The following is a 23,667-nucleotide window of genomic DNA, read 5'->3' as shown; positions in this document are numbered from 1 at the left end:
TACGAAATTAAAAAATAAAGCTTAAGTTCCACATTATAATTCACAAAAAACCTCACATTAATAGGTTTCTTATATACGTTGAAAATTAATTTTTGGATGACTCTTATTAATAATAAGTAAAACGTCGTACTTTAGAAATGTATTTTGCAAGCCTAACTACTTGATGACTATATCCATACTCGTTGTCGTACCATATATATATTATCGCATTTGTTTTACTAGGACTCACAATTGTAGCCTTACTGTCGAATATTGAAGGCGCAGAACATCCTACGATATCGCTAGATACCAATTCGTCACTAAGTTCGTATTTAATTTGCTCGACTAAAGCACCTTCTAAAGCGCTCTTTTTAATTGTTGCATTTAATTTATCGACTGTTGTCTCTGTTTTTAATTCTAAATTTAAAATTGCTAAAGATCCGTTAGGAACTGGAACACGAATGGCATTAGACGTTAACTTACCTTCTAAACTAGGTAACGCTTTTGCTACGGCTTTTCCGGCACCAGTTTCTGTAATCACCATGTTTAAGGCTGCTGCTCTTCCACGGCGGTATTTACTATGGTAATTATCGACTAAATTTTGGTCGTTGGTATAAGCGTGTATGGTTTCTAAGTGGCCGTGTTTTATACCATATTCATCTTCCATTGTCTTTAATATGGGAGTTATTGCATTTGTTGTACACGATGCAGCCGAAAAAATATCTACAGTATCCGGATCATATTCTAAATGATTTACTCCATGAACAATATTCGGAATACCTTTTCCTGGAGCAGTTAGTAATACTTTATCTACGCCTTTAGATACCAAATGTCTGCTAAGTGCTTCTTTATCTCTAAAGGCACCAGTATTATCAATTACTAAAGCATTGTTTATACCGTATTTAGTATAATCGATTTCTTCAGGATTATCTGCTGATATAATATTAACAGTCGTCCCATTAATAATAAGGACGTTGTTTTTGGCATCTGCAATTACAGTACCTGAAAAATCGCCATGTACAGAATCGTTTCTTAAAAGAGATGCCCTTTTTTCTAATACCGTTTGATCTAATTTTCCACGCGTCACAATTGCTCTTAATCGTAATTGATTTCCAGCTCCTGTTCTCGTCATTAATTCTCTAGCGACTAAACGACCTATTCTACCAAAACCGTATAGCACGACGTCTTTGGGTTTAATAGCGCCATTTTTTTTTGCGTTTTTAAGTTTGTCAACAATAAAGGCGTTCGCATTATTATACTTTAGATTCTCTAATTGAAATTCGTAAGTTAACTTCCCTATATCTAATTTAGCAGGGGGCAAATCTAATTTTCTGATTGTTTGAGCCATTTCTACAGAATCGAAAATAGAAATAGGTTTCTCAACAAATGCGCCAGCATATTCATGTAAATTTAAAATTTGGCTTACGTTACTGTCTATTAGTTTGTTTCTAAAAAGGACTAGTTCTATGGCTTTATCGTACCAAAGATCGCTTACTATTTTAATTAATTTTACTGTTGCTTTTCTTCTGTCAGCTTGAAAAGCGAGCTGATTTTCATAAGTTTCATTAAAACTCATCGGTTAGGTTTTTTAGTTAGTTGTTTAAAAGTTAATCAAAAATAATAGATTTCAAACGTTTTCGTAGCTATTTTATGTAAAATAAAACCCCTTTAGCATTGCTAAAGGGGTTTATATAATTGTTGAGAAATGATTATCTCTTATTTAAAATTGTATCGCTCTTTTTCACCTTGAGAATTAATTAATTCAATCTGTAAAGGTTCGTAAGGAGATTTTTTCTGAAGAATATTTTGAACATCTTCAATACTATTTACTTTCTGTGCGTTTATGGCAGTTATAATGGTTCCTTCCATAATTCCATTTTGTTTCCAATATTGAGCATATTCATCATTCAATCTAATAATTTTTACACCATTATCTAAGTTGAATTTATTCAAGTCTTTTTTATCGGTATTTTTAATCACACCAACTAGAGGCATAGTAAAGGTTTGATTTTTAATTAGAGTTACTGGAATTTCTTTTAAACCACCATCTCTTAGAATAGTAATATTAACGATGTCGTCTGGACGCTTTGTATTCAAATGACCTCTTAAATCAGCAAATTTTGTAATTTTTACTTGATCTATTTTTTTTATAATATCCCCTTTTTCTATTCCTGCAACCTGAGCACCAGAACCCTCTTCAACATTGTCTACATAAAAACCTTCGGTGTCATCAATATTTAATTTTTCAGCAAATGCATTATTTAAAGCACCACCAGTAACTCCTAAAATACCGTTTTGTACGTTACCGTACTCCATAATATCTTCAATAACTTTTCTAGCAATATTACTAGGTACCGCAAAAGAGTATCCTATATAAGAGCCTGTTTGAGACGAAATAGCTGTATTTATTCCTATTAAATCCCCATTCGTATTTACTAAAGCACCTCCGGAATTTCCTGGATTTACAGCAGCATCGGTTTGTATAAACGACTGATTACTTTGTCCGGTTAAATCTCTAGATTTTGCACTTATAATTCCAGCAGTAACGGTAGATGTTAAATTAAACGGATTTCCAACTGCAAGAACCCATTCTCCAAGTTTTGCCTGGTCACTATCTCCAAACGTAGTATATGGTAAATCTTCGCCAGCTTCAATTTTTAATAATGCGATATCTGTTTTTTCATCGCTTCCAATAATTGTAGCATTATATTCTCTGTTGTCGTTTAATGTTACGGTAAGTTCTTGAGAATTATTAATAACATGATTATTAGTAATAATATAACCGTCGGGAGAAATTATAACACCAGAGCCTGTGCCTATTTGTGGTTTTGCAGATTTTCTTCCGTAGTATAAATCCTGATACGTCATTTTACCAGATGTAATAGACGTGTTTTTCACATGAACCACAGTGTGAACCGTGTTCTCTGCGGCTGCTGTAAAATCTGGAGCGTTACTAATTGAATTTAGATTAGAAACATTAGTTGTTGGTATAAAAGTTGAAGAATTAGGTTCCGGATTAGTAATAACTAAAGCATTGTCTTCTTCTAAAAATAATTTGTATGTTCCTAGAGTTAGCATGCCTCCTAAAGCAGAAACAAGGACTAAGGTTAATATTTTTCTCATGTTTAGTGTTAATTTATTTTGAATACTAAATGTAAAATTACTTCTTAATAGCATTGCTTGAATTAGTTTAACGCTATTTAACTTACCATTATAGTCTTTTTAACACTCGAAAAAATAGCTAAATATTCCTATATTTGCCGTTAATTATGACACATAGATTTTATAAATATCAAGGAACAGGTAATGATTTTGTGATGATTGATAATCGTCAGAATACATTCGATAAAGAAGATACAGCACTTATTAACCGATTATGCGATAGACGTTTTGGAATTGGAGCCGATGGTTTAATATTATTAGAAAATCATCCGGAAGTCGATTTTAAAATGGTGTACTATAATGCAGATGGGAACGAAAGTAGCATGTGCGGAAATGGTGGTCGCTGTTTATCTCAGTTTGCAAAAGATTTAAACGTTATAGATAAAAAAGGATCTTTTGAAGCTATAGATGGTATGCACCATGTGGTTTTTGATGGAGATTTGGTGCAATTGCAAATGCAAGATGTACCCAAAGTTGAACAACATGATTCGTATGTGTTTTTAAACACAGGTTCGCCACATCACGTACAGTTTGAAGATAATATAGAAACATTCGATATTAAAACGCTTGGACGAAATATAAGAAACGGCGCACCTTATTATAAAGAAGGTACTAACGTTAACTTTGTAAAGAAACTCTCTAATAACGAATTTGAAGTAAGAACTTACGAAAGAGGAGTAGAAGATGAAACCTTGTCTTGTGGAACGGGTGTAACAGCTGTGGCAATCGCCATGAATTATTTGGGTGAAACTCCAGATAGTACAGTGCATTTAAAAGTACAAGGCGGACAATTAAAAGTATCTTTTACTAAAACAGAATCTGGTTATAATAACGTATGGCTAATCGGTCCAGCAAAACAAGTTTTTAAAGGGGAAATTGAATGGTAACCTTAAAGGGAGAACATATATTTTTACGAGCTTTAGAGCCCGAAGATTTAGAGTTTATTCACAATGTTGAAAACGATGAATCTATTTGGGAACTAAGCAATACCCAAACACCTTATTCTAGATTTTTAATTCAACAATATTTAGATCAGTCGCATCTCGATATTTATGAAGTGAAACAATTGCGGTTAGTAATTTCAGATTATGAAAATAACGTGATAGGATTAATCGATATTTTTGATTTTGACTTTAGAAATAGTAAAGCTGGGATAGGTATTTTAATTACCGACGAAGCCAAACGTTCTAAAGGTTATGGTAGCGAAGCTCTGTCTCTTTTGGTAAATTACTGTTTTAAGCAACTTCAATTGCATCAGGTATATTGTAATATTTCTGAAGATAACCAAGCAAGCCTCAAATTATTCACAAAGTATGGGTTCCAAAATATCGGATTAAAAAAAGATTGGAACCTTGTACAAGGAGTATTTAAAAACGAATTCCTTTTTCAACTAATTAATAGATAATGTATATTAAAAAAATTCTTTTAGCCATCGTTCTTATTGGCCTTGTAGTTGCAGCTTTTTTTGCCAATTATGTGTATTCCGCTATGTTTAAGTCTAATACTGCTTTTAATAATGAAACAGCATACGTTTACATTCCAACACGTGCATCTTATCAAGATGTTCGCGAACAATTAAAACCACTTTTAAATGATATTGAAACGTTTGATGCTTTAGCCGAACGTAAACAATATACTACACATATTAAGGCAGGTAAGTTTAGTATTACAAAAGGAATGAATAATAATGATATTATAAATTCTATCCGTATTAATAGTCTTCCAATTCAAGTTGCTTTTAATAATCAAGAGTCAATAGAAAAATTAGCAGGTCGTATTTCTTCTCAAATTGAAGCCGATAGTTTGTCGCTAAAAGTTGCTATGCAAGATTCTTTGTTTATAAGCACAAACGGTTTTAATAAAGCAACAATGTCAGGGATGTACATCCCAAATAGTTACGAGTTTTTCTGGAATACTTCAGGCGAGGAGTTTAGAGATCGTATGTTAATAGAGTATAACCGATTTTGGAATGATTCTAGAAAAGCAAAAGCAAAAGCGTTAGGTTTAACTCAGAACGAAGTCATTACATTAGCATCAATAGTACATGAAGAATCTAAAGCCGCAGCCGAGCAACCACGTATAGCGGGAGTGTATTTAAATCGACTAAAAGTTGGTATGCCACTTCAAGCAGATCCGACTTTAAAGTTTGCGGCTTACCAATTGCCAGAATACCAAGATACTGTTATAAAACGCGTTTTAGATAAGCATAAAACTATTGTCTCTCCATATAACACATACTTAAATTCAGGCCTGCCACCTGGGCCGATTGCTATGGCAGATCTTACTGCTATAAACGCCGTTTTAAATGCCGAAAATCACGATTATTATTATTTTGCTGCGGATGCTAAGCGCTTAGGATATCATAATTTTGCTAAGAATTTAAGTCAGCATAATGCGAATGCAAGAGCATATCATAGCTACTTAAATAGTCAAGGAATTAAGCAGTAAATGTCAAAATTAGAATTTTAACACTATTTTATGTAGTATTTTTCTTTCGGTAAAATGATTAACTAATCCGCTTGGAACCCCTCTAAAACATACGTTTTTAGTATGGTAGAGGTGCTAGATAGTAGTTAAACATTTAATTTTCAGATTAATAAAAAATGTTGTATGTTTGCAAACTGAAATTTTCAGGTAAATTTATATTACCCACCTGAAGAAATTAAAATGTATGATAAAAAATATTGGAAGTTATTTAATCGTAATTCTTGCAATATGTTCTTTAGCTTTTTATTCGTTTACAACTGATGAATCATTCGTAATAAAGGACAGTTATTTAACAAAAGGCCTAGCCTTAAATTATAACATGGTTAATGATAGTGTTAGCCATAACAATGCGGAAGCATTTAACACAGATATTGCAAGTTCATTTTCACCTTCTTTAGGAAAAACGTATGTAGGTTTTAAAGAAGCTTTAGGTTTTAAAGAATCTAGAGGTAATTATTTTACTGTGAATACACTAGGGTATTTAGGAAAATATCAATTTGGTAAAGAAACTTTAAAAATTATTGGGATTCATAATCCGGTTCAATTTTTAAAGAATCCAGAATTACAAGAAAAAGCATTTTTAGCAAATGCAGAACGTAATAAATGGATTTTACGTCGTGACATTAAAAATTATGTAGGTAAAAAAATGAATGGTGTTGTAATTACCGAGTCAGGTATACTTGCAGCAGCTCATTTATCAGGACCAGGAAGCGTTAAGAAGTACTTAAGAAGTCATGGCGCAGTTGGATTTTCTGATGCTTACGGAACTACAGTAGCGTATTACATGAAGAAATTTTCAGGTTACGATACGTCATTTGTAAAACCAAATAAAAAAGCTAAAGTAAATAAAGCTTAAGTTTTAACTTTTATGGATTATAAATATTGAAGGCCTTTTATGAAGGTCTTCAGTGTTTTTAAGCCATTCTGAAGCTGGTTTAGTCTTTATAAATTCGGTTGTTAATGTAATATCGCAAGCCACACAAACCATAGTGTTTTTACTTAAAGCACTACAAATATCTTCAAGCATTTTATTATTTCTATATGGCGTTTCAATAAATATTTGTGATTGATTGTAGTCGAAAGACAAACGCTCTAAACGTCTCAATTCATGCTTACGTTCTCTTTTGTCAATTGGTAAATACCCATTAAAAGAAAAGCCTTGTCCGTTCATTCCAGAACTCATAAGAGCGAGTAGGATGGAAGACGGTCCAACTAAAGGTACAACTTTTATACTCTGTTGATGTGCAATATTTACAACATCAGATCCTGGATCGGCTACACTTGGGCATCCTGCTTCAGATAGTAAACCTACGTTAGTTCCGTTTAGACACGGTTCTAAAAAACTTGGTAAATCACTTTCTGCTGTGAATTTGTTTAAATGAAAAAACTCTAAATCAGATTGGATCGTTTCAGGGCAAATCTTTTTTATAAACCGCCTTGCTGTTTTTTCGTTTTCAACAATAAATATTTTTGTGTTTTCAATGATGGTTTTTACCGAAATAGGTAATACTTCTAAAGGTTCGTTATCGCCTAAAGTGGTTGGAATTAGATACAGTTTTCCTAAAGAAGATTTCATAATTATATAGATTTATTCAGCTTAGAACCTTAAACTGAAAGATGTTATTTTAATTTTTCGACTATCACATCGCAAGCTTCATCTAGCATCTTATAGACATTTTCGAAACCATGAGTTCCACCATGATATGGGTCGGGAACATCGTAATTTTGATTCGGATACACTTCGTTTAAAATCATTTTCACTTTATCCTTGTCCTTTTCGTTACGAGCTAAATGTAAGATGTCTCGGTAATTCGAGGCATCCATAGCGTAGATGATATCAAAATCATTAAAATCACTAACAGAAAATTGTCTTCCCATTAATTTAGAGATATTGATACCGTATTTATTCCCTACAGTTATAGAACGATTGTCAGGATTAGATCTGATGTGGTAACTAGATGTACCCGCAGAATCCACAACAAAATCTTCGTATGGTAATTTAGAGCGTAAAATACCTTCTGCTAATGGAGATCGACAGATGTTTCCAAGGCAAACCATTAGTATTTTAGTCATTGTAAATGTGTTTTAAACCGAAAGCTTTTTAGTAATATCTTCAACATACTTTTTAAATTGCTTGTCGGTAGTCGATAAATTATCAACCGTTTTACAAGCATGAAGTACGGTAGCGTGATCACGTTTTCCAATTTGTGAACCAATACTTGCTAAAGACGCTTTAGTGTATTTTTTAGCAAAAAACATGGCCAATTGCCTTGCTTGTACAATATGACGTTTTCTAGTTTTAGATTGAAGTGTATCGACATTCATTTGGAAATAATCCGACACTACTTTTTGTATATAATCGATAGACACTTCACGTTTGGTGTGCTTCACAAATTTTTCAACAATTTGCTTAGCCAGGTCTAAAGTGATTTCTTTTTTATTGAAAGACGATTGTGCAATTAAAGAAATAATGGCACCTTCTAATTCTCTCACATTTGTTTTAATATGTTTTGCAACATATTCAACAATTTCTTCTGGCATGTCTACACCATCGCGATATAATTTATTGTTTACAATAGAAACACGAGTTTCAAAATCTGGGCTTTGCAATTCTGCAGAAAGTCCCCATTTAAAACGAGACAATAAACGTTGTTCAATATCCTGCATGTCTACAGGTGCTTTATCACTTGTTAAAATAACTTGTTTGCCATTTTGGTGTAAGTGATTAAAGATGTGGAAAAACACATCTTGCGTTCCTGTTTTACCAGATAAGAATTGTACGTCGTCAATAATTAAAACATCTATAATTTGATAGAAATGAATAAAGTCATTTCTATTATTCTTTTTAACAGAGTCTATATATTGTTGCGTGAATTTTTCAGCAGAAATATATAAAACCGTTTTTTCTGGATACTTGTCTTTAATTTCAACACCAATAGCATGAGCTAAATGTGTTTTACCAAGACCAACACCTCCAAAAATTAATAACGGATTAAAAGATGTTCCTCCTGGTTTTGCAGCAACAGCTAATCCTGCACTTCTTGCTAAACGGTTAGAATCTCCTTCTAAAAAGTTTTCGAAATTGTAATTAGGGTTTAGTTGCGATTCAATCTTTACATTTCTAATTCCCGGAATAATAAACGGATTTCGTAATTCTGGGTTTTTATTGTTAAGCGGAATATCTACATCTTGAGGTTTAACAGCAGATCTACTTGAACTAGGAATACGTTCTGTAAAAGGTTGCTTATTACCATAAGTGTTTTCCATTTTGATTATGTAAACCAATTTGGCTTTTTCTCCTAATTCTTTTGTTAAAGCTACTTTTAAAATTTTAACATAGTGTTCTTCTAACCATTCGTAGAAAAATTTACTAGGTACTTGTATGCTTAAAGCATTGTCCGTTAGCTTAACTGCGGCAATTGGCTCAAACCATGTTTTATAAGCTTGCGGTTGGATATTATCTTTTATAAATTCGAGACAATTATTCCATACCGATTGCGCAGTTACACTCATTATAATTTAAAAGATTTCTTAGTTAATGTTAAAAAGGAAAATTGAAATTATCCCTCGTTTTTTGGTTTGACAAATATGTGAACAAAAATCTTAAAAAAAAAATGCTTTGCTATTGAATTTTAAGATTTTTTTTCTCATGTTTAGCATGCTTTATAAGCTACGAAAAAATAATGAAACTTTACTATGATAAATGACGAAATAGAAATAAGAGTGAGATATGGAGAAACGGATCAAATGGGGGTGGTTCATCATGGTAATTATGCGTTATATCTAGAAATGGCGCGGACTGAGTGGCTACGGTCTCTTGGAGTGTCTTATAAAGAGATGGAGGAACAAGGTATTATGTTGCCCGTTATTTCCATGTCTTTAAACTACAAAAAATCAGCTTATTATGACGAGGTAATTAAAGTAAAAACGATACTAAAAAAACATCCAAGTGTTAAGATCGATTTCGACTTCGAAATTACAAATCAAGAGGGCGAATTATTGGTTTTAGCGAACACTGTTTTGGCTTTTATTAATATGGAAACGAAACGACCAATGAAATGTCCGAAATATATACTAGACTTAATACCTGAATAATCCTACAGTTGTTTTATTTCAACCTCATATAAGATGCTGAAACTATTAAAAACGGTTTCAGCATCTTTTTTTCTAATCGAAATTGTAAGCTCACAATTCAGCTCTAATTTCTGATTAATGACATTTAGATTTTTTTCTTTGATGATTCTCATCACCTTATTTATGTTTTTATAATCGAAAACAATCAGGTATTCTATATTTATTGTAAGTTCCACAATTTTGGAAGCTTCTAAACTTAATTGAGCCGAAGTTCTATAAGAACCTATTAATCCGCCAACCCCTAATTTAAAGCCTCCAAAATAACGGACCACAATAATTAGGATATTGGTCACATCGAAAGATTGGATTTGGCCATAAATAGGCATTCCAGCAGAGTTATTAGGCTCGCCATCGTCGTTAGCACGATACGCAATGGTTTCTGTGCCTAATTGATAGGCATAACACCAATGTCGTGCAGAATGATGCTGTTTCTTAATGGCTTCTAGATAATCTTTTACGTCATCTTCGGTCTTTACTGGAAAAGCATAGCCGAAAAACTTACTATTCTTTTCTTTGAACAGTGTTTCTTCAGATGGCTTTAAAATGGTTTTGTATGTGTCTTGTACTTCCAAATATTAGCTAAATAGTTCTTTTTTAGTTTCGAATAAAGTGGTGACATCTTCTGTTTCTGGATTGATATTCCAAGTGTGGATTCCTAGTTTCTCTGCAGCAGCGGTGTTTTCTGCCAAGTCATCTACAAATAGTGTTTCCGAAGCGATCAAATTGTTTTGCTTTAAAACAAATTCGTAAATATCTGCATTGGGTTTTCTTAAATTGATTTCGTGAGATAAATAAAATACATCAAAATAACTCTGAAATTCATTAAAAAACGGAACATAACTTTTTACAAACTCAATATGTAAATCGTTAGTGTTGCTCAATAAAATCAATTTGTATTTTTTGCTCTCAGAAAGGGACTTTAAAAATTCTAAACGATGATGCGGGAAATCTTTTAAAACCGAATTCCAGATTTCTAGAATTTTATCAGACTTCACTTCAGGAAAAGATGCCTCGTAAAACTCTACAAATTCCAATGTGTCCATCAGGCCCATTTCGTAAAGACTATTAATATGCACTAAGTCTTCTGGAAAGCTGTCTAATTTAAAATTAAGTAAAGCATTTTCTATAGCTCCGACTTTATCTAAATTGATAAATACGTCGCCAAAATCGAATATTATTGTTTTAATCATTTGTGTAATATTTTAAAGTATCGTTTAATATTTTTGTTTCTGAGATTAGTTGTCCTGTAATAACGGGTGCTTTCGTACCTTCTGTAAATTGATTTGTGCCATAAAACACACGCGCTTCGTCCCAAAGATTTTCGTTTATAAAAGTTTGAAGTGTTTTGCTGCCACCTTCAATAATAACAGAGGTTATGTTGTGTTCGTGTAAATGTTTGCAAATTTGAAATGCCAAAGGTTTTGAGAAATCTAACTCATTTTTTGTTAATCTAATGGTATCAGCAGTCGTATTAAATACAGCGTATGTGTTAGGTAGATTATTATACGTGTCAATTACAATGCGAGTGGGTTGTAATCCGTTCCAATCGCGTACGGTTAAACTCGGGTTATCTTGTAATACGGTGTGGCCTCCTACTAAAATAGCTTGTTCTTCTGCGCGCCATTTATGAACCAATTGTCTGGAATACGTATTTGTAATCCAAACGGGTTTTTGTTCGTCCTTCGTTTTAGGAGCAATAAATCCGTCTGCAGATTCTGCCCATTTTAATATAATGTATGGTCGTTTTTTGTTGTGAAAAGTGAAAAAACGTTTATGGTGTGCTTTACATTCTTTTTCTAAAACACCTATAGTAACATGGCATCCTGCTTTTTCTAACTTTTTAATCCCTTGTCCTGCAACCAATGAATTATCGTCCACCATTCCAATTACGACTTTTGGAATGTCGTTTTTTATAATAAGGTCGCTACAAGGTGGTGTTTTTCCAAAATGTGAACACGGTTCTAGAGTGACGTATAAGGTAGCCGATTTTAAAAGAGATGTGTCTGTAACCGATTGAATGGCATTTACTTCGGCATGTGGCCCGCCATAAGGACTAGTAAAACCTTCTCCAATAATGGTGTTATTATGCACAATTACACAGCCAACCATAGGGTTTGGTCGTGTTGTTCCAAGTCCGTTTTTGGCAATCTCTATACAGCGATTTATGTATTTTTCATGTATCTTCACGGCACAAAAATAAGATTAAAAATGGGGATGAGCCATCTCAAGATAAGAGAAATTCAAACAAAAGATAATCAGCAAGTCGCAGATGTTATTCGGAACGTTTTAATTGGAGCAGGCGCACCAAAAGTTGGAACTGCTTATGAAGATAAAGCGTTAGATGATATGTTTGAAACGTATAACACCGAAAATTCGGAGTATTTTGTAGTTGTTGAAAATAATCGCGTGATTGGAGGTGCTGGTATCGGACCGGTAGATGATAGTGACGAGGTTTGCGAATTACAGAAGATGTATTTTCTAGATGAAGCTAGAGGTAGAGGGATAGGAAAAATGATGATGGATACTTGCCTGCAGAAAGCTAAAAATTTAGGATATAAACGTTGTTATTTAGAAACGTTACCATATATGACATCTGCAACGCATCTTTATAACAAGACGGGGTTTAAAAATTTGGATGGACCAATTGGAAAAACAGGACATTATTCTTGTAATGTGTGGATGATAAAAGACTTATGAAACTAAAAGATATTCAAAATAAATTTCACGAGGCATTAGATGCCGAATATGGTAAAGAGGAGGTAAATCATTTCTTTTTTATGATATGTGAAAATTATTTTAATTTTAAGCGCATAACCTTAGCATTAGAACCTGATTATAGTATTTCGGATGCCGAAGCTATTCCTGTTTTAGATGCTTTAGAATCTTTAAAAAAGCATGAGCCAATTCAATATGTTTTAAAAACAACTGAGTTTTATGGTTTAGAATTTCAAGTCAATAATTCAGTTTTAATTCCAAGACCAGAAACCGAGGAATTGGTATCATGGATCATAGAATCTGGATTAGATAAAATTAAAGACCCGTTGCGGGTTTTAGATATAGGAACAGGGAGTGGTTGCATCGCGATTTCAATAGCTAAGCATTTTAAAAATGCAGAAGTTTTTGGAGTCGATATTTCTGAAGATGCCATACAAGTAGCAAAACAAAATGCCGAGATGAATGGTGTGACTGTTAATTTTATTCAGGCCGATATTTTAAATGTCGACCCGACATTGGTTTCTGATTTTTCGTTACCATTTGATATTGTTATTTCAAATCCGCCATATGTGCGTGAACAAGAAAAGCATCAAATGAAAGCGAATGTGTTAGATCATGAACCACATCAGGCGTTATTTGTAGAGGATCACGATCCGCTTAAATTTTATAAAGTGATTTCAGAATTTGCGAAAATAAATTTAGTTGAAGACGGAATGTTGTTTTTCGAAATCAATGAATTCTTAGGCTCAGAAATGGTTGCTTTATTAATTGAGAATAAGTTTAAGGATGTAGAGTTGAGGAAGGATATGTTTAAGAGAAATAGAATGATTAAAGGATTAAAAAAAATATGAAATCTATAGCCGTGTTTTGTGGGTCGAGTATAGGAACCGATTCAAAAATTATATCTGATGCATTTCAGCTAGGGGAAACATTAGGACATCGAAATATTAAATTAGTTTACGGAGCTGCTAAAATTGGAATCATGGGAGAAGTTGCTCGTGGCGTTTTAGAAAGTAACGGAACTGTTTTAGGAATAATTCCAGGGTTTCTGGAGACCAAAGAAATTGTACATCCTAAATTATCAGAACTTATTGTGACAGATAATATGCACGAACGCAAAGTAATTATGTACGAGAAATCTGATGGGTTTATTGTGATTCCTGGAGGGTTCGGTACCATGGATGAGTTTTTCGAAATTGCGACATGGGGACAATTAGGTCTTCATACAAAGCCAATCGGTATTTTAAACAGTAATGGTTTTTTTAATCATTTGCTGGCGCAATTTAAAACGATGGTTGAACGTGGTTTTTTAAAGCAAGATATTTTAAATGCCGTTGTTGTAGATAAATCGATTGACGGATTATTAGAAAAAATGAATAACTATAAGCCATTACCTGCACCACAATGGTTAAATAAAGACAGATTGTAAGGATGACGATTGAAGCGCAAATTCAACAATTAAGAGAAGAATTAAACGATTATAATTATAAATATTATGTATTAGACCAAAGCGAAGTTACAGACTTTGAGTTTGATATGAAACTTAAAACGCTTCAAGATTTAGAAGCAAAACACCCTGAATTTCATGACGAAAATTCGCCTTCACTTCGTGTTGGGGGAACGATAACAAAAAATTTCAACACTGTAGTTCATGATTACCGCATGTATTCTTTAGATAACTCTTATTCTAAAGACGATTTGTTGGCATGGGAACAACGTGTTAAAAAAATGGTCGATGGCGATGTGTCTTATACCTGTGAGTTAAAATATGATGGCGCCTCAATAAGTTTGACTTACGAAAACGGTGTGCTTACCAAAGCGGTTACTCGTGGAGATGGCGTACAAGGCGATGAAGTTACGGCAAACATTAAAACCATAAAATCGGTACCGCTTCAATTAAAAGGCGATTATCCCGAGAAGTTTGATATTCGAGGAGAGATCGTTTTGCCTTTTGAAGGCTTTAATAAAATGAATGAAGATCGTATTGAAATAGGCGAGGAGCCCTATCGAAATCCGAGAAATACTGCTTCAGGAAGTTTAAAATTACAAGATAGCGGTGAAGTTGCTAAACGCCCTTTAGAATGTTTACTCTATACTATAATAGGACGTAATTTAAGCCTTCAGTCGCAAATAGAAGGTTTACAAAAAGCTAGAGATTGGGGATTTAAAGTGCCACCTGCAGCTAAATTGGTACATTCTATAGACGCCGTTTTTGAGTTTATCAATTATTGGGATGTGCATAGACACGATTTGCCATACGAAACCGATGGTGTTGTGGTAAAAGTGAATAGTTTTCAGCAACAAGACGAGTTAGGTTATACGGCAAAAGCACCACGTTGGGCTATTGCATATAAATTTAAGGCCGAGCGCGTGTCTACACGATTAAACGAAATCACCTATCAAGTTGGAAGAACAGGAGCAATTACACCTGTTGCTAATCTTGAACCGGTAGAATTGGCAGGAACAACAGTAAAACGGGCGTCTTTACATAATGCCGATCAGATTGCAAAATTGGATATTCGTGAAGGTGATGAGGTGTTTGTAGAAAAAGGTGGGGAAATTATCCCTAAAATTATTGCTGTAGACTTAACACTGCGTCCAGCAGATTCTAAGCCTACCGAATATATTACGCATTGTCCAGAATGTAATACCGAATTGGTAAGGCAAGAGGGGGAAGCACAACATTATTGTCCGAATTATAATGGGTGTAAACCACAAATTATTGGTAGAATTCAGCATTTTATTTCAAGAAAGGCGATGGATATTGATGGTTTGGGAGGAGAGACCGTTGCTTTGTTGGTGCATGCAGGTTTGATTCATAATTATTCAGATTTATTTGAATTGACAAAAGCTGATGTTTTGCCTTTAGAACGTATGGCTGAAAAAAGTGCAGATAACTTAATAAATGGTATTGAACATTCTAAACAAGTACCTTTTGAGCGTGTGTTATATGCTTTAGGAATTCGCTATGTTGGAGAAACTGTAGCCAAGAAGTTGGTTAAACATTTTAAATTTATGGATGCAATTGCGGTAGCTTCAGAAGAAACTTTGGTAAATGTTGATGAAATTGGGGTGAAGATCGCGAAAAGTGTGGTTGAATTTTTTCAATCAGAACAAAATAAAAATATTATTGACCGACTGAAATCGTTTGGCGTTTCTTTAGAGATTTCTGAAGAAGCTTTAGCAAATCAGTCAGATTCATTAGCAGGGAAAATATTTGTAGTCTCTGGAGTATTCACAACAGTATCTCGAGATGAGCTTAAAAAAATGATTGAAGATAATGGTGGAAAAGTCGGAAGTTCAATCTCTTCAAAAACAAGTTTTGTAGTCGCAGGAGATAAAATGGGGCCAAGTAAACGTACAAAAGCAGAACAGCTGGGAATCGAAATATTATCGGAGAGTGACTTTCTTCTGTTGTTAAAAGATGTTTAAATTATAAATAAATAGTTGAGTATTAGTTATATCTATATAAAGAAATCATAATAGCTGTATTTTGAGATTGAAGTTGATGAGTTTATTATGAATAAATATTTTTTATTAGTACTATTATTTTTTTTAAGTGGGTTGTATGTTATTCTGGAATATGCAGAAATGTATATGTATTCTGAAGTTTTAATGTTGCTAGTTGTTCCTGTTATTTGTGGTTATTATCTAATTACTTGTCAAAAAAGACTTCTATATTTTACATGTTTCTTGATTGTATTTTCTCTGTCTGATCTAATGGCTATTATAATGTTTAGTAGAGATGTATATATAATAGAATAATCGTGTCCTAAATAATATTATATGTTCATTTTTTTCATTGATAAAAAAACGAACCAAAAAAATCTAGGCTTACGAACTTTTATCTAAATTTTTCGTTCAGTATCTAAATTTAAAGAACTCGCTACTAAAAATCAACAATATAGAAACATACGTTTAGCTCAAACAGCTTTAAATTTCGCGATACTTTCTCTTCAAATTTTACGATAAATTTTCGATAGGCCAACCAAAAAACAAAAATCAACTTATGTAGAAAAAGTACCTCCCTCAGCGCAAGTAATTCAATAAAGTCAGCACCGGTCAATCTTTTTTAAAAAAGAGATTAATCGTTTAGGACGCTATTGATAATAGAATACTATTTAGGTAATTTCTTGTATATATTGGCTTATGTGTTTTTAATCTGCGAAGTTTTAAAAGGTATAGATTATAAGGGGATTGTACCTCTATTTAATCATACAATTATTGTACTATTGCTGTTGAATTCTTATGTGTTATATGCTTTATTAAGCAGTGATTTTTTTGTCGATTCTATCATAAGGGATTCATTTAATTCCTTAGAAAATATTGCCAATAAAGATAATGCTCCTTTAAGAGAGGCGTTATTTTCTTTGGTTTTAGAGTTTGTATACAATTTGGTGCTTTTAATTCTGTTGAATGTGACTTTTCTTTATTATTTGTATAGAGACAATTAAAAGGCTTTATTTTTATTTGTAGGGGTGTTATGTGTTGTTTTTTCAGAAGTAATACAATATGCTATCTTTTATCCTTCAGATGTAGTTGAACTAAACATTTTATGTTGTCTACTAGCTATTTTGGGTTTTCTGAATTTTATCTTTTTGCAACTCAAAGTACTATAAAAGGTGAGCAAATCTTTGAGGCTACATAATGCCATTACTGTTGTTTATGGTTTAATATAATTGATTATATTTTTTTCATCTAGTATAGTTAAATAGGGGGTAAAAAAATGTGATTTCTAGTTTTATTAAGAACGGCAGTATATGGTCTGAGGCAATGATGATGTGTTTTAATCTGTACCGATTTATTTTAATAGTAGAGCGTTTCGGCAATGTTTAAGGTGATGACAGAAAAGTAGGAAATTCAATTTTGTCGAAAACCATTTTTGTGGTTACAGGAGATAAAATGGGCGAGTAAACGCACAAAAGCAGAATAGCTTGGATTGAAATTTTATCGAAGAACGGCTTTTTATTACTGTTGAAAAGCAAGTGGTGTAAGAAAACACACATGATGATTGGGTTTGAATTCTGTAAATTAATAATTAATTGTATATATTTGCAGAATTCAACTAAAAAAATTCATGCGTAATTCATATTTCATACTAATCTTTATGCTTTTGCTAAGTGTGATTTATGTATTTCTAGAGCTAGAAAGTTATTATGAATATTCGGAATATTTAAAAGGATTAGTTGTGCCTAGTTTTTGTGTTTTCTATATTAGGTTTTATAAATGTCAACTTCCGTATTTTAATCTATTTTTGGTGTTATTCTCTATATCAGATCTTTTGGTGTTTATTCCTGAGTATGATTTACTGCATGAGGATCTAGTTTACTATCTAGGTAATACTTTATATATAATGGCCTATTTATCGCTTCTTTTTGGTATTTTAAAACGATTGGAGTTCAGAAAAATATTATCTCGTTTTAAACTTACAATTTCCATTTTATTAGTGTTTAATATTTATGTGTTGTATACTCTTGTTGGAAGCGAATTTGAAACAAAACCTCTAGTGGGTATTGAGTTTGTGAAAGAGACTATCCCTTTAGGGTTCACGATGGCATCTATTATTTTAGAGTTTGTATACAATTGTGTGATTCTGGTACTCCTTACAGTATCGTTTATAAATTTTTTATACAGAGATAATAATAAATCTTTATTTTTGTTTCTTGGATCGTTGTGTATTGTTTTCTCTGAAGTTATTCAATATGCAATATTTTATCCTTCCGAAAAAGAAACTTTATTAAACATTGTATGCTTTGTTTTATTAGTTTCTGGATATCTGTGTTTTTATCTGTTTGCTGTTCAAAGTGTAAGTAAAAATGTAAAATCTATTGGGATATAATTAAATTCCTTCAATTCTATAACATATTTCTAAATGTATTTCGTCGAATTATTCTTTATTATTCGACGAAGTGCACGATAAACACGATGTATAGTTGTATATTCGCCCAACCTACTTATGTTTATTTATTTTGAAAAACTGTTCTAAAATTAATTATAGTGAGACCTTTATGTTGGTCTTATTTCTGCTTATTAGCATTAATGTTTTGTCTATAGTATACAATCTTGTACTACTACAGCAATGCATTAAACCGCTATTTATACTTGTATTTACTTTGTTTTATTTTGCGAAATGTAGCTACATCAATTGGTTTCTAATTTCATTTTTTAGCTTTTCGTTTTTAGGGGATGTCACTTCTGTGTTTTTTCTAAATAATGAGGTGCAACAATGTTGTAATTTTTTCTATTTATTAGGCTATTTAAGCCTGTTAGGTCTTGTAGTAACGAAGTTTAAAGGGATTAGATTTGGTAAGTTCTTAGGTAGTTATTTATTGGTTGTATTTATAATAAATACGTATCTGCTGTATCAGTTATATACTGTTTTAGAAAGTATTATTACAGATCCGACAGATGTGTTATTTTTTGGATTGCGAAGTGTGACTTTAATTATTCTCGTCTTAGTGTCTTTTGCTGTGTATTTAAATTCTGATAGTAAGTCGTCTATTTTGTATTTGGTAATGGCGCTGTGTTTTATCTTTTCAGAAGTGTTATTTTATATTAGAAATTATTATATCTACGATTGGACTTTAGTACTTATAGAACAGATGTTGTATGGTGCAGGTTTATCTAGTCTTTTCTATTATATGGTGATTAAAAATAAGGCCAAAAAAAGAGCGAAAAAAATTCGCTCTCATAATTTTGTATTTGAAAAACATCCTGTTAAACCACAATAGAAGCACCTTCTGCTGTCTTGTTTTTGTTTGTATCAAAATAGAAATCAATCTTCCCTAAATTAATACCGTAGCAACCCACTTGATTAACAAGTGTGTTTTTGCCTTCAATATTCTTAATAATTGTTGGTTTGTCTAAAAAGGTATGGGTATGTCCACCAATAATTAAATCGATATTTTTAGTTGAAGCAGCGAGTGTTAAGTCACTAATTTTTTCTTCAAAATTATATTTATAACCCAAGTGAGATAAGCAAATAACCAAATCGCAATGTTCTTGGTCTTTTAAAATGTGTGTCATTTCTTGAGCCGTTTCAATAGGATCTAAATATTTTGTTTCTTTATACATGGCAGGATCTACCAGACCATCCAATTCTATACCTAAACCAAATACACCAATTTTTATTCCATCTTTTACAAAGATTTTATAAGGTTTTGTATGTGTATCCAATATTGTATTAGAAAAATCGTAATTCGAAATTAGAAAGGGAAACTCTGCATAGGGAAGCTGTGTGTATAAGCCGTCGATACCATTATCAAAATCGTGGTTTCCAATGGTTGCAGCATCATATTTAAGTTTGCTCATTAATTTAAATTCCAATTCACCACCATAAAAATTGAAATACGGTGTGCCTTGAAATATATCTCCTGCATCTAAAAGTAAAGTGTTCGGGTTTTCTAAACGAAAGTTGTCTATTAAACTAGCACGTCTTGCAACACCTCCTTTATTTGCGTTTTTTCCTTCATCTGGGCCAAAAGGATCGATATGACTATGCACATCGTTTGTGTGTAAAATTGTGATTTTTTTGATTTGTGGAGCAGTTGTAAAGGAGGTTAAACTTAATCCTCCTAATGCAACTAAAGATGTTGCAACTGTAGATTGTTGTAAAAAGTCTCTACGTTTCATAACACGTTGAATTTATTTTAATTGGATAAATCTGTCATCTATCACCGGGTTAATAGTATCTACTTTCATAAAGTAATCGATAAGTGCATTTCTCCATTTATAATTTAAAACATAAACACTGTCGTTAGGTTTAAAAAAGGTCATGTGGTCGCCACCATTATAAAGGTAATCGTTCGTAGCTACATAATATATCTTGTTCTCATCTATAGGTTCTCCTTTTACAGAAGATTCAACAATATTATAATCAGAATTAATAACCAATTTTAATTGAGACACGGGATGGGCACGTTTCCCTTTACTTAAATAAGTCATCGCTTCATTTACATTTTTTCCTTTTATACCTGCCACTACAATACTGTTTTCAAAAGGCATTACTTCGTATGCTGTTTTTAGGGTAATATTTCCTTTAGATATTGGAGCTCGAATTCCACCGTGGTTAAGAATAACAAAATCTATATTATGACCTGTCCGGCTTTTAAAAATAGGATTTGCCTGTATGTAAACAATATCGGCCATTAAATTACCAATGGCTGTGTTGTATTCGCCATCGCTTTTTGAATAAGAATCTGGTGCGTAAGCCAAAGTACTATCTAACGTTCTAACAACGTGATCGTGATACGGTTTTATAAAGTCTGTTATGGCTTGATCTGGGATTATATCCTCAGAAACAGGGATTTGTTTGCCTTCAATTTTTGACAGATTTAAAGTGTTTGTTTTACAACTTGCTAAAAATACAAGAAATAAGCCAACAATTAATTGTTTAAAAATCATAATTAAACTTATAAATTTTACTGAAGTATGAGTATAGTTTTTCTACATTTGCACGAAAGTTTAAATATAAATGATTTTAAAAGGTTTTAGAGAAAAATCTAATAAAAAGTATTTTAATAAATTGTTAGCAAATCACACGGTTTCTAACGTCTCAAAACCTATTGAAAGTTTGGGAGTTATCTTAAATATAGATGAGTTTTCCGACCTTGATGCATTAAAATCCTTAGCAAAACTTTTAAAGATTAACCCTAGTAAATTCCAATTAATAACCTTTACAACGGCCAAAGAAGTTAGTAAAGCTATTGATTTTCCTTGTTATTCGGAAAAAGATATTGGTTGGAGTGGTGCAATTAAAAACAAGGAATTAGACGTGTTTTTAAATACAAAGTTTGATGCTTTAGTTAGTTATTATTTTACAGATAATTTAGATCTTAAAATCTTAACAGCAGCATCGAAAGCAGATTTTAAAATAGGGATTTTACAAGAGGAACAACGGTTAAACGATTTAATAATACATGTAAATCCGGAAGCCATAGTGGTATTTAAAACAGAGCTTTTAAAATACTTAAGTATATTAAATAGAATTTAAGAAGATGAATAGTAAATTAATAGGTACTGGAGTTGCTCTGGTTACACCTTTTAAGGCAGATCTAACTGTAGATCACGATGCATTAACGAATATTGTTAATTTTAATATTGAAAACGGTACCAATTATTTAGTAATAAGCGGAACAACTGGAGAAAGTGTAACCGTAACTAGAGACGAAAAACAAGCTATAATAAAAACCATCTCTGAAGCAAATAACGGTCGTGTACCTTTGGTTTTAGGAATTGGAGGAAATAATACAGCAGCTGTAATAGAAGAGATTAAGTCTACAGATTTAAGTGCTTTTGAAGCGATACTGTCTGTGTCACCTTATTATAGTAAACCAACACAAGAAGGCGTTTATCAGCATTTTAAAGCAATTTCTGAAGCTTGTCCAGTTTCTATTATTCTATATAATGTACCAGGAAGAACGGCTTCAAACATGTTGCCAGAAACTACGATTAGACTAGCAAACGATTTTAAAAATATTGTAGCAGTTAAAGAGGCTGGTAATAATATTGGACAATATTTAAGACTTTTAAAGGATAAACCAGAAGACTTTTTAGTTATATCTGGCGACGACGATTTAGCTTTAGGTGTCGTTTTAGCAGGTGGAGCTGGCGTAATTTCTGTAATTGGTCAAGCAGTACCTGCACAGTTTTCTAAAATGATTCAGTTAGGTTTAGAAGGTAAAGTTAAGGACGCTTACGCTATTCATTTTAAATTAATGGATATTATTTCTTATATATTCGAAGAAAATAATCCGTCAGGAATTAAGGCTGTTTTTGAAGCTCTAGGATTATGTAGATCAAGCGTGAGATTGCCGTTGGTAGAGGCAACACCTAAATTGAAAGATAAAATTAAAGCGTTTGTAGAAACGTTTTAATACCATATAATTACGCGTGTGTTTACTCTGTGGGCACACACTTATTTTTCAGGAAGAGTTTTAAAAGTTAAAATATCCTTAAAGCTAATAGTAACCTAATTACATCCTTTATTTTAGCTAAAAATATTATTTTTAAAATCAATAAGAATAGCTTAATTTTGCATTCTGTTTAAAAACTATGAGGAAATATTTATACATTTTATTCGCGTCTATTGTTTTAAGTTCATGTAGTGAATTTCACAAAACACTTAAAGCTACAGACATTGGGCCAAAATTTAAATTAGGGGAAGAACTTTACAACGAAGGGGAGTACGCTAAAGCAAACAGATTGTTTTCTCAAATTGTGCCAAGTTACCGAGGTAAACCACAAGCAGAGAAACTTATGTATATGTATGCACAGTCATACTACGGTATGAAAGACTATAAAATATCGGGGTACCAATTTGAACGTTTCGCAGAATCTTATCCTAAAAGTGAGAAAGTAGAAGAAGCTTCGTTTTTAAGTGCAAAGAGTTATTATATGGAATCTCCTGTATTTAGTAAAGATCAAACAGATACAAAAACTGCAATAGAGAAATTACAATTATTTATAAATCTATATCCAAAATCAGAATACTTAACTGAAGCAAATAGTTACATTCAAGAATTAGATGGGAAATTAGAGCGTAAAGCATACGAAATTGCTAAACAATACAATACGATTTCAGATTATAAAGCATCTATTAAATCGTTCGATAACTTTTTATTCGCATTTCCTGGGTCTTCTTTAAGAGAAGATGCTATGTATTATAGATTAGATTCATCTTACAAATTGGCAATGAATAGTATTGAACGTAAAAGATTTGAAAGATTAGAGTCTACAAATAAGTATTATAAAGATTTAAAGATTGGATTTTCTGAAACGCAATATTTAGATGCGGCAGAAAAGATGCACGAAGAGGTAGAAGAAGAATTAAAAAAATACAGCACTAAAAGTTAATATAATGGATTTAAAAAAAATCAATGCTCCTGTTAATACAATAACGTATGACAGAAACAAAGTTGACAAACCGACAGGGAATATATATGAAGCAATTTCTATTATTTCAAGACGTGCAGATCAGATTAACATTGAAATTAAAAAAGAACTAATTGAAAAATTAGAAGAATTTGCAACGTATAATGATAGTTTAGAAGAGATTTTTGAAAACAAAGAGCAAATTGAAGTTTCAAAATTCTACGAAAAATTACCAAAACCACACGCATTAGCAGTTCAAGAGTGGTTAGATAATAAAGTATACTACAGAAACACTGACGAAGACGTTCAGTAATACAT

General features: G+C 32.3%; 25 protein-coding genes. 15 read left to right on the top strand and 10 right to left on the bottom strand.

The window, feature by feature from the left end; all coding sequences use genetic code 11:
* Window positions 1–106: 106 nt before the first annotated feature.
* Both R6X41_RS11490 and R6X41_RS11485 read right to left on the bottom strand, forming a co-directional pair.
* The gene (locus R6X41_RS11490; RefSeq protein ID WP_318500394.1) at window positions 107–1,555 is read right to left on the bottom strand and encodes a glyceraldehyde-3-phosphate dehydrogenase; all 1,449 of its coding nucleotides are present in this window, start codon (window positions 1,553–1,555) and stop codon (window positions 107–109) included.
* A 140-nt stretch (window positions 1,556–1,695) separates the two neighbouring features.
* Window positions 1,696–3,102 carry a trypsin-like peptidase domain-containing protein gene (locus R6X41_RS11485; RefSeq protein WP_318500392.1) on the bottom strand — a complete coding sequence of 469 codons (1,407 nt, stop codon included), beginning with the start codon at window positions 3,100–3,102 and terminating at the stop codon, window positions 1,696–1,698.
* Between the two features lie 146 nt (window positions 3,103–3,248).
* Here R6X41_RS11485 and dapF point away from each other — a divergent pair, with 146 nt between their 5' ends.
* The 4 genes from dapF (at window position 3,249) to R6X41_RS11465 (ending at window position 6,484) form a co-directional block, all read left to right on the top strand.
* Window positions 3,249–4,028, top strand: a complete 780-nt coding sequence (gene dapF, locus R6X41_RS11480) for a diaminopimelate epimerase (RefSeq protein ID WP_318500390.1) — start codon at window positions 3,249–3,251, stop codon at window positions 4,026–4,028.
* A complete protein-coding gene (locus R6X41_RS11475) occupies window positions 4,022–4,546 on the top strand; it encodes a GNAT family N-acetyltransferase (protein WP_318500388.1) in 525 nt (174 codons plus the stop codon). Before dapF ends, R6X41_RS11475 begins: the two co-directional genes overlap by 7 nt.
* Window positions 4,546–5,589, top strand: coding sequence for an endolytic transglycosylase MltG (mltG, locus tag R6X41_RS11470; RefSeq protein ID WP_318500386.1), 1,044 nt, complete (start codon window positions 4,546–4,548; stop codon window positions 5,587–5,589). Before R6X41_RS11475 ends, mltG begins: the two co-directional genes overlap by 1 nt.
* A 223-nt stretch (window positions 5,590–5,812) precedes the next feature.
* The gene (locus tag R6X41_RS11465; protein WP_318500384.1) at window positions 5,813–6,484 is read left to right on the top strand and encodes a peptidoglycan-binding protein LysM; all 672 of its coding nucleotides are present in this window, start codon (window positions 5,813–5,815) and stop codon (window positions 6,482–6,484) included.
* Window positions 6,485–6,487: 3 nt separating this feature from the next.
* On the opposite strand, the gene R6X41_RS11460 is transcribed toward R6X41_RS11465, so the two are convergent.
* Genes R6X41_RS11460 through dnaA form a run of 3 tightly spaced genes read right to left on the bottom strand, consistent with a single transcriptional unit; the run spans window position 6,488 to window position 9,141 of the window.
* Window positions 6,488–7,204 carry an SAM-dependent methyltransferase gene (locus R6X41_RS11460; protein ID WP_318500383.1) on the bottom strand — a complete coding sequence of 239 codons (717 nt, stop codon included), beginning with the start codon at window positions 7,202–7,204 and terminating at the stop codon, window positions 6,488–6,490.
* 44 nt (window positions 7,205–7,248) lie between these two features.
* Window positions 7,249–7,701, bottom strand: a complete 453-nt coding sequence (locus tag R6X41_RS11455; RefSeq protein ID WP_318500381.1) for a low molecular weight protein-tyrosine-phosphatase — start codon at window positions 7,699–7,701, stop codon at window positions 7,249–7,251.
* 12 nt (window positions 7,702–7,713) lie between these two features.
* Window positions 7,714–9,141, bottom strand: a complete 1,428-nt coding sequence (gene dnaA, locus R6X41_RS11450; protein WP_318500379.1) for a chromosomal replication initiator protein DnaA — start codon at window positions 9,139–9,141, stop codon at window positions 7,714–7,716.
* A 183-nt stretch (window positions 9,142–9,324) separates the two neighbouring features.
* Here dnaA and R6X41_RS11445 point away from each other — a divergent pair, with 183 nt between their 5' ends.
* On the top strand, window positions 9,325–9,723 hold the full coding sequence (locus tag R6X41_RS11445; protein ID WP_318500377.1) for an acyl-CoA thioesterase: 399 nt from the start codon (window positions 9,325–9,327) through the stop codon (window positions 9,721–9,723).
* Between the two features lie 2 nt (window positions 9,724–9,725).
* Here the strand turns inward: R6X41_RS11445 and R6X41_RS11440 are convergent, their stop codons facing one another.
* Genes R6X41_RS11440 through ribD form a run of 3 tightly spaced genes read right to left on the bottom strand, consistent with a single transcriptional unit; the run spans window position 9,726 to window position 11,949 of the window.
* Window positions 9,726–10,334 (bottom strand): IMPACT family protein, encoded by a 609-nt coding sequence (locus R6X41_RS11440; protein ID WP_318500376.1) that lies wholly within the window; start codon window positions 10,332–10,334, stop codon window positions 9,726–9,728.
* Between the two features lie 3 nt (window positions 10,335–10,337).
* Window positions 10,338–10,952 carry an HAD family hydrolase gene (locus tag R6X41_RS11435; protein ID WP_318500374.1) on the bottom strand — a complete coding sequence of 205 codons (615 nt, stop codon included), beginning with the start codon at window positions 10,950–10,952 and terminating at the stop codon, window positions 10,338–10,340.
* Window positions 10,945–11,949, bottom strand: a complete 1,005-nt coding sequence (gene ribD, locus R6X41_RS11430) for a bifunctional diaminohydroxyphosphoribosylaminopyrimidine deaminase/5-amino-6-(5-phosphoribosylamino)uracil reductase RibD (RefSeq protein ID WP_318500372.1) — start codon at window positions 11,947–11,949, stop codon at window positions 10,945–10,947. The genes R6X41_RS11435 and ribD overlap by 8 nt, the downstream gene beginning before the upstream one ends.
* Window positions 11,950–11,976: 27 nt before the next feature.
* Between ribD and R6X41_RS11425 the strand changes: the two genes are divergently transcribed.
* The 6 genes from R6X41_RS11425 (at window position 11,977) to R6X41_RS11400 (ending at window position 19,208) form a co-directional block, all read left to right on the top strand.
* Window positions 11,977–12,459: a GNAT family N-acetyltransferase gene (locus R6X41_RS11425; protein ID WP_318500370.1), complete on the top strand. Its 483-nt coding sequence runs from the start codon at window positions 11,977–11,979 to the stop codon at window positions 12,457–12,459.
* Window positions 12,456–13,328, top strand: coding sequence for a peptide chain release factor N(5)-glutamine methyltransferase (prmC, locus tag R6X41_RS11420; RefSeq protein ID WP_318500368.1), 873 nt, complete (start codon window positions 12,456–12,458; stop codon window positions 13,326–13,328). Before R6X41_RS11425 ends, prmC begins: the two co-directional genes overlap by 4 nt.
* Window positions 13,325–13,906 (top strand): LOG family protein, encoded by a 582-nt coding sequence (locus tag R6X41_RS11415; RefSeq protein ID WP_318500366.1) that lies wholly within the window; start codon window positions 13,325–13,327, stop codon window positions 13,904–13,906. The genes prmC and R6X41_RS11415 overlap by 4 nt, the downstream gene beginning before the upstream one ends.
* Window positions 13,907–13,908: 2 nt before the next feature.
* Window positions 13,909–15,909: an NAD-dependent DNA ligase LigA gene (gene ligA / locus R6X41_RS11410; protein WP_318500364.1), complete on the top strand. Its 2,001-nt coding sequence runs from the start codon at window positions 13,909–13,911 to the stop codon at window positions 15,907–15,909.
* A gap of 1,675 nt (window positions 15,910–17,584) precedes the next feature.
* Complete coding sequence (locus tag R6X41_RS11405) at window positions 17,585–18,316, top strand: hypothetical protein (protein WP_318500362.1); 732 nt, start codon at window positions 17,585–17,587, stop codon at window positions 18,314–18,316.
* A 379-nt stretch (window positions 18,317–18,695) separates the two neighbouring features.
* Entirely contained in the window at window positions 18,696–19,208 is a 513-nt protein-coding gene (locus R6X41_RS11400) for a hypothetical protein (protein ID WP_318500360.1), read from the top strand.
* On the opposite strand, the gene R6X41_RS11395 is transcribed toward R6X41_RS11400, so the two are convergent.
* Together R6X41_RS11395 and R6X41_RS11390 are read right to left on the bottom strand one after the other, a co-directional pair.
* Window positions 19,195–20,109 carry a bifunctional metallophosphatase/5'-nucleotidase gene (locus R6X41_RS11395; RefSeq protein ID WP_318500358.1) on the bottom strand — a complete coding sequence of 305 codons (915 nt, stop codon included), beginning with the start codon at window positions 20,107–20,109 and terminating at the stop codon, window positions 19,195–19,197. The genes R6X41_RS11400 and R6X41_RS11395 overlap by 14 nt on opposite strands.
* A gap of 12 nt (window positions 20,110–20,121) precedes the next feature.
* On the bottom strand, window positions 20,122–20,880 hold the full coding sequence (locus R6X41_RS11390) for a 5'-nucleotidase (RefSeq protein ID WP_318500356.1): 759 nt from the start codon (window positions 20,878–20,880) through the stop codon (window positions 20,122–20,124).
* A gap of 70 nt (window positions 20,881–20,950) precedes the next feature.
* Between R6X41_RS11390 and R6X41_RS11385 the strand changes: the two genes are divergently transcribed.
* The 4 genes from R6X41_RS11385 (at window position 20,951) to R6X41_RS11370 (ending at window position 23,662) form a co-directional block, all read left to right on the top strand.
* Window positions 20,951–21,469 carry a DUF6913 domain-containing protein gene (locus R6X41_RS11385; protein ID WP_318500354.1) on the top strand — a complete coding sequence of 173 codons (519 nt, stop codon included), beginning with the start codon at window positions 20,951–20,953 and terminating at the stop codon, window positions 21,467–21,469.
* Window positions 21,470–21,473: 4 nt separating this feature from the next.
* Window positions 21,474–22,352 carry a 4-hydroxy-tetrahydrodipicolinate synthase gene (gene dapA, locus R6X41_RS11380; RefSeq protein WP_318500352.1) on the top strand — a complete coding sequence of 293 codons (879 nt, stop codon included), beginning with the start codon at window positions 21,474–21,476 and terminating at the stop codon, window positions 22,350–22,352.
* A gap of 178 nt (window positions 22,353–22,530) precedes the next feature.
* Window positions 22,531–23,331 carry an outer membrane protein assembly factor BamD gene (locus R6X41_RS11375; RefSeq protein WP_318500350.1) on the top strand — a complete coding sequence of 267 codons (801 nt, stop codon included), beginning with the start codon at window positions 22,531–22,533 and terminating at the stop codon, window positions 23,329–23,331.
* 4 nt (window positions 23,332–23,335) lie between these two features.
* On the top strand, window positions 23,336–23,662 hold the full coding sequence (locus R6X41_RS11370) for a DNA-directed RNA polymerase subunit omega (protein ID WP_318500348.1): 327 nt from the start codon (window positions 23,336–23,338) through the stop codon (window positions 23,660–23,662).
* The last annotated feature ends 5 nt before the right edge of the window (window positions 23,663–23,667 follow it).

Source organism: Formosa sejongensis (genome assembly GCF_033447105.1).
GTDB lineage: Bacteria > Bacteroidota > Bacteroidia > Flavobacteriales > Flavobacteriaceae > Formosa.
Note: the sequence above shows the minus strand (reverse complement) of the source record. Positions and strands in the feature narration are given on the sequence as shown.

Coding starts and splice junctions, on each gene's coding strand:
- R6X41_RS11490 (WP_318500394.1), bottom strand. CDS start 1,555: ATGAGTTTTAATGAAACTTATGAAAATCAGCTCGCTTTTCAAGCTGAC.
- R6X41_RS11485 (WP_318500392.1), bottom strand. CDS start 3,102: ATGAGAAAAATATTAACCTTAGTCCTTGTTTCTGCTTTAGGAGGCATG.
- dapF (WP_318500390.1), top strand. CDS start 3,249: ATGACACATAGATTTTATAAATATCAAGGAACAGGTAATGATTTTGTG.
- R6X41_RS11475 (WP_318500388.1), top strand. CDS start 4,022: ATGGTAACCTTAAAGGGAGAACATATATTTTTACGAGCTTTAGAGCCC.
- mltG (WP_318500386.1), top strand. CDS start 4,546: ATGTATATTAAAAAAATTCTTTTAGCCATCGTTCTTATTGGCCTTGTA.
- R6X41_RS11465 (WP_318500384.1), top strand. CDS start 5,813: ATGATAAAAAATATTGGAAGTTATTTAATCGTAATTCTTGCAATATGT.
- R6X41_RS11460 (WP_318500383.1), bottom strand. CDS start 7,204: ATGAAATCTTCTTTAGGAAAACTGTATCTAATTCCAACCACTTTAGGC.
- R6X41_RS11455 (WP_318500381.1), bottom strand. CDS start 7,701: ATGACTAAAATACTAATGGTTTGCCTTGGAAACATCTGTCGATCTCCA.
- dnaA (WP_318500379.1), bottom strand. CDS start 9,141: ATGAGTGTAACTGCGCAATCGGTATGGAATAATTGTCTCGAATTTATA.
- R6X41_RS11445 (WP_318500377.1), top strand. CDS start 9,325: ATGATAAATGACGAAATAGAAATAAGAGTGAGATATGGAGAAACGGAT.
- R6X41_RS11435 (WP_318500374.1), bottom strand. CDS start 10,952: ATGATTAAAACAATAATATTCGATTTTGGCGACGTATTTATCAATTTA.
- R6X41_RS11425 (WP_318500370.1), top strand. CDS start 11,977: ATGAGCCATCTCAAGATAAGAGAAATTCAAACAAAAGATAATCAGCAA.
- prmC (WP_318500368.1), top strand. CDS start 12,456: ATGAAACTAAAAGATATTCAAAATAAATTTCACGAGGCATTAGATGCC.
- R6X41_RS11415 (WP_318500366.1), top strand. CDS start 13,325: ATGAAATCTATAGCCGTGTTTTGTGGGTCGAGTATAGGAACCGATTCA.
- ligA (WP_318500364.1), top strand. CDS start 13,909: ATGACGATTGAAGCGCAAATTCAACAATTAAGAGAAGAATTAAACGAT.
- R6X41_RS11405 (WP_318500362.1), top strand. CDS start 17,585: ATGCTTTTGCTAAGTGTGATTTATGTATTTCTAGAGCTAGAAAGTTAT.
- R6X41_RS11395 (WP_318500358.1), bottom strand. CDS start 20,109: ATGAAACGTAGAGACTTTTTACAACAATCTACAGTTGCAACATCTTTA.
- R6X41_RS11390 (WP_318500356.1), bottom strand. CDS start 20,880: ATGATTTTTAAACAATTAATTGTTGGCTTATTTCTTGTATTTTTAGCA.
- R6X41_RS11385 (WP_318500354.1), top strand. CDS start 20,951: ATGATTTTAAAAGGTTTTAGAGAAAAATCTAATAAAAAGTATTTTAAT.
- dapA (WP_318500352.1), top strand. CDS start 21,474: ATGAATAGTAAATTAATAGGTACTGGAGTTGCTCTGGTTACACCTTTT.
- R6X41_RS11375 (WP_318500350.1), top strand. CDS start 22,531: ATGAGGAAATATTTATACATTTTATTCGCGTCTATTGTTTTAAGTTCA.
- R6X41_RS11370 (WP_318500348.1), top strand. CDS start 23,336: ATGGATTTAAAAAAAATCAATGCTCCTGTTAATACAATAACGTATGAC.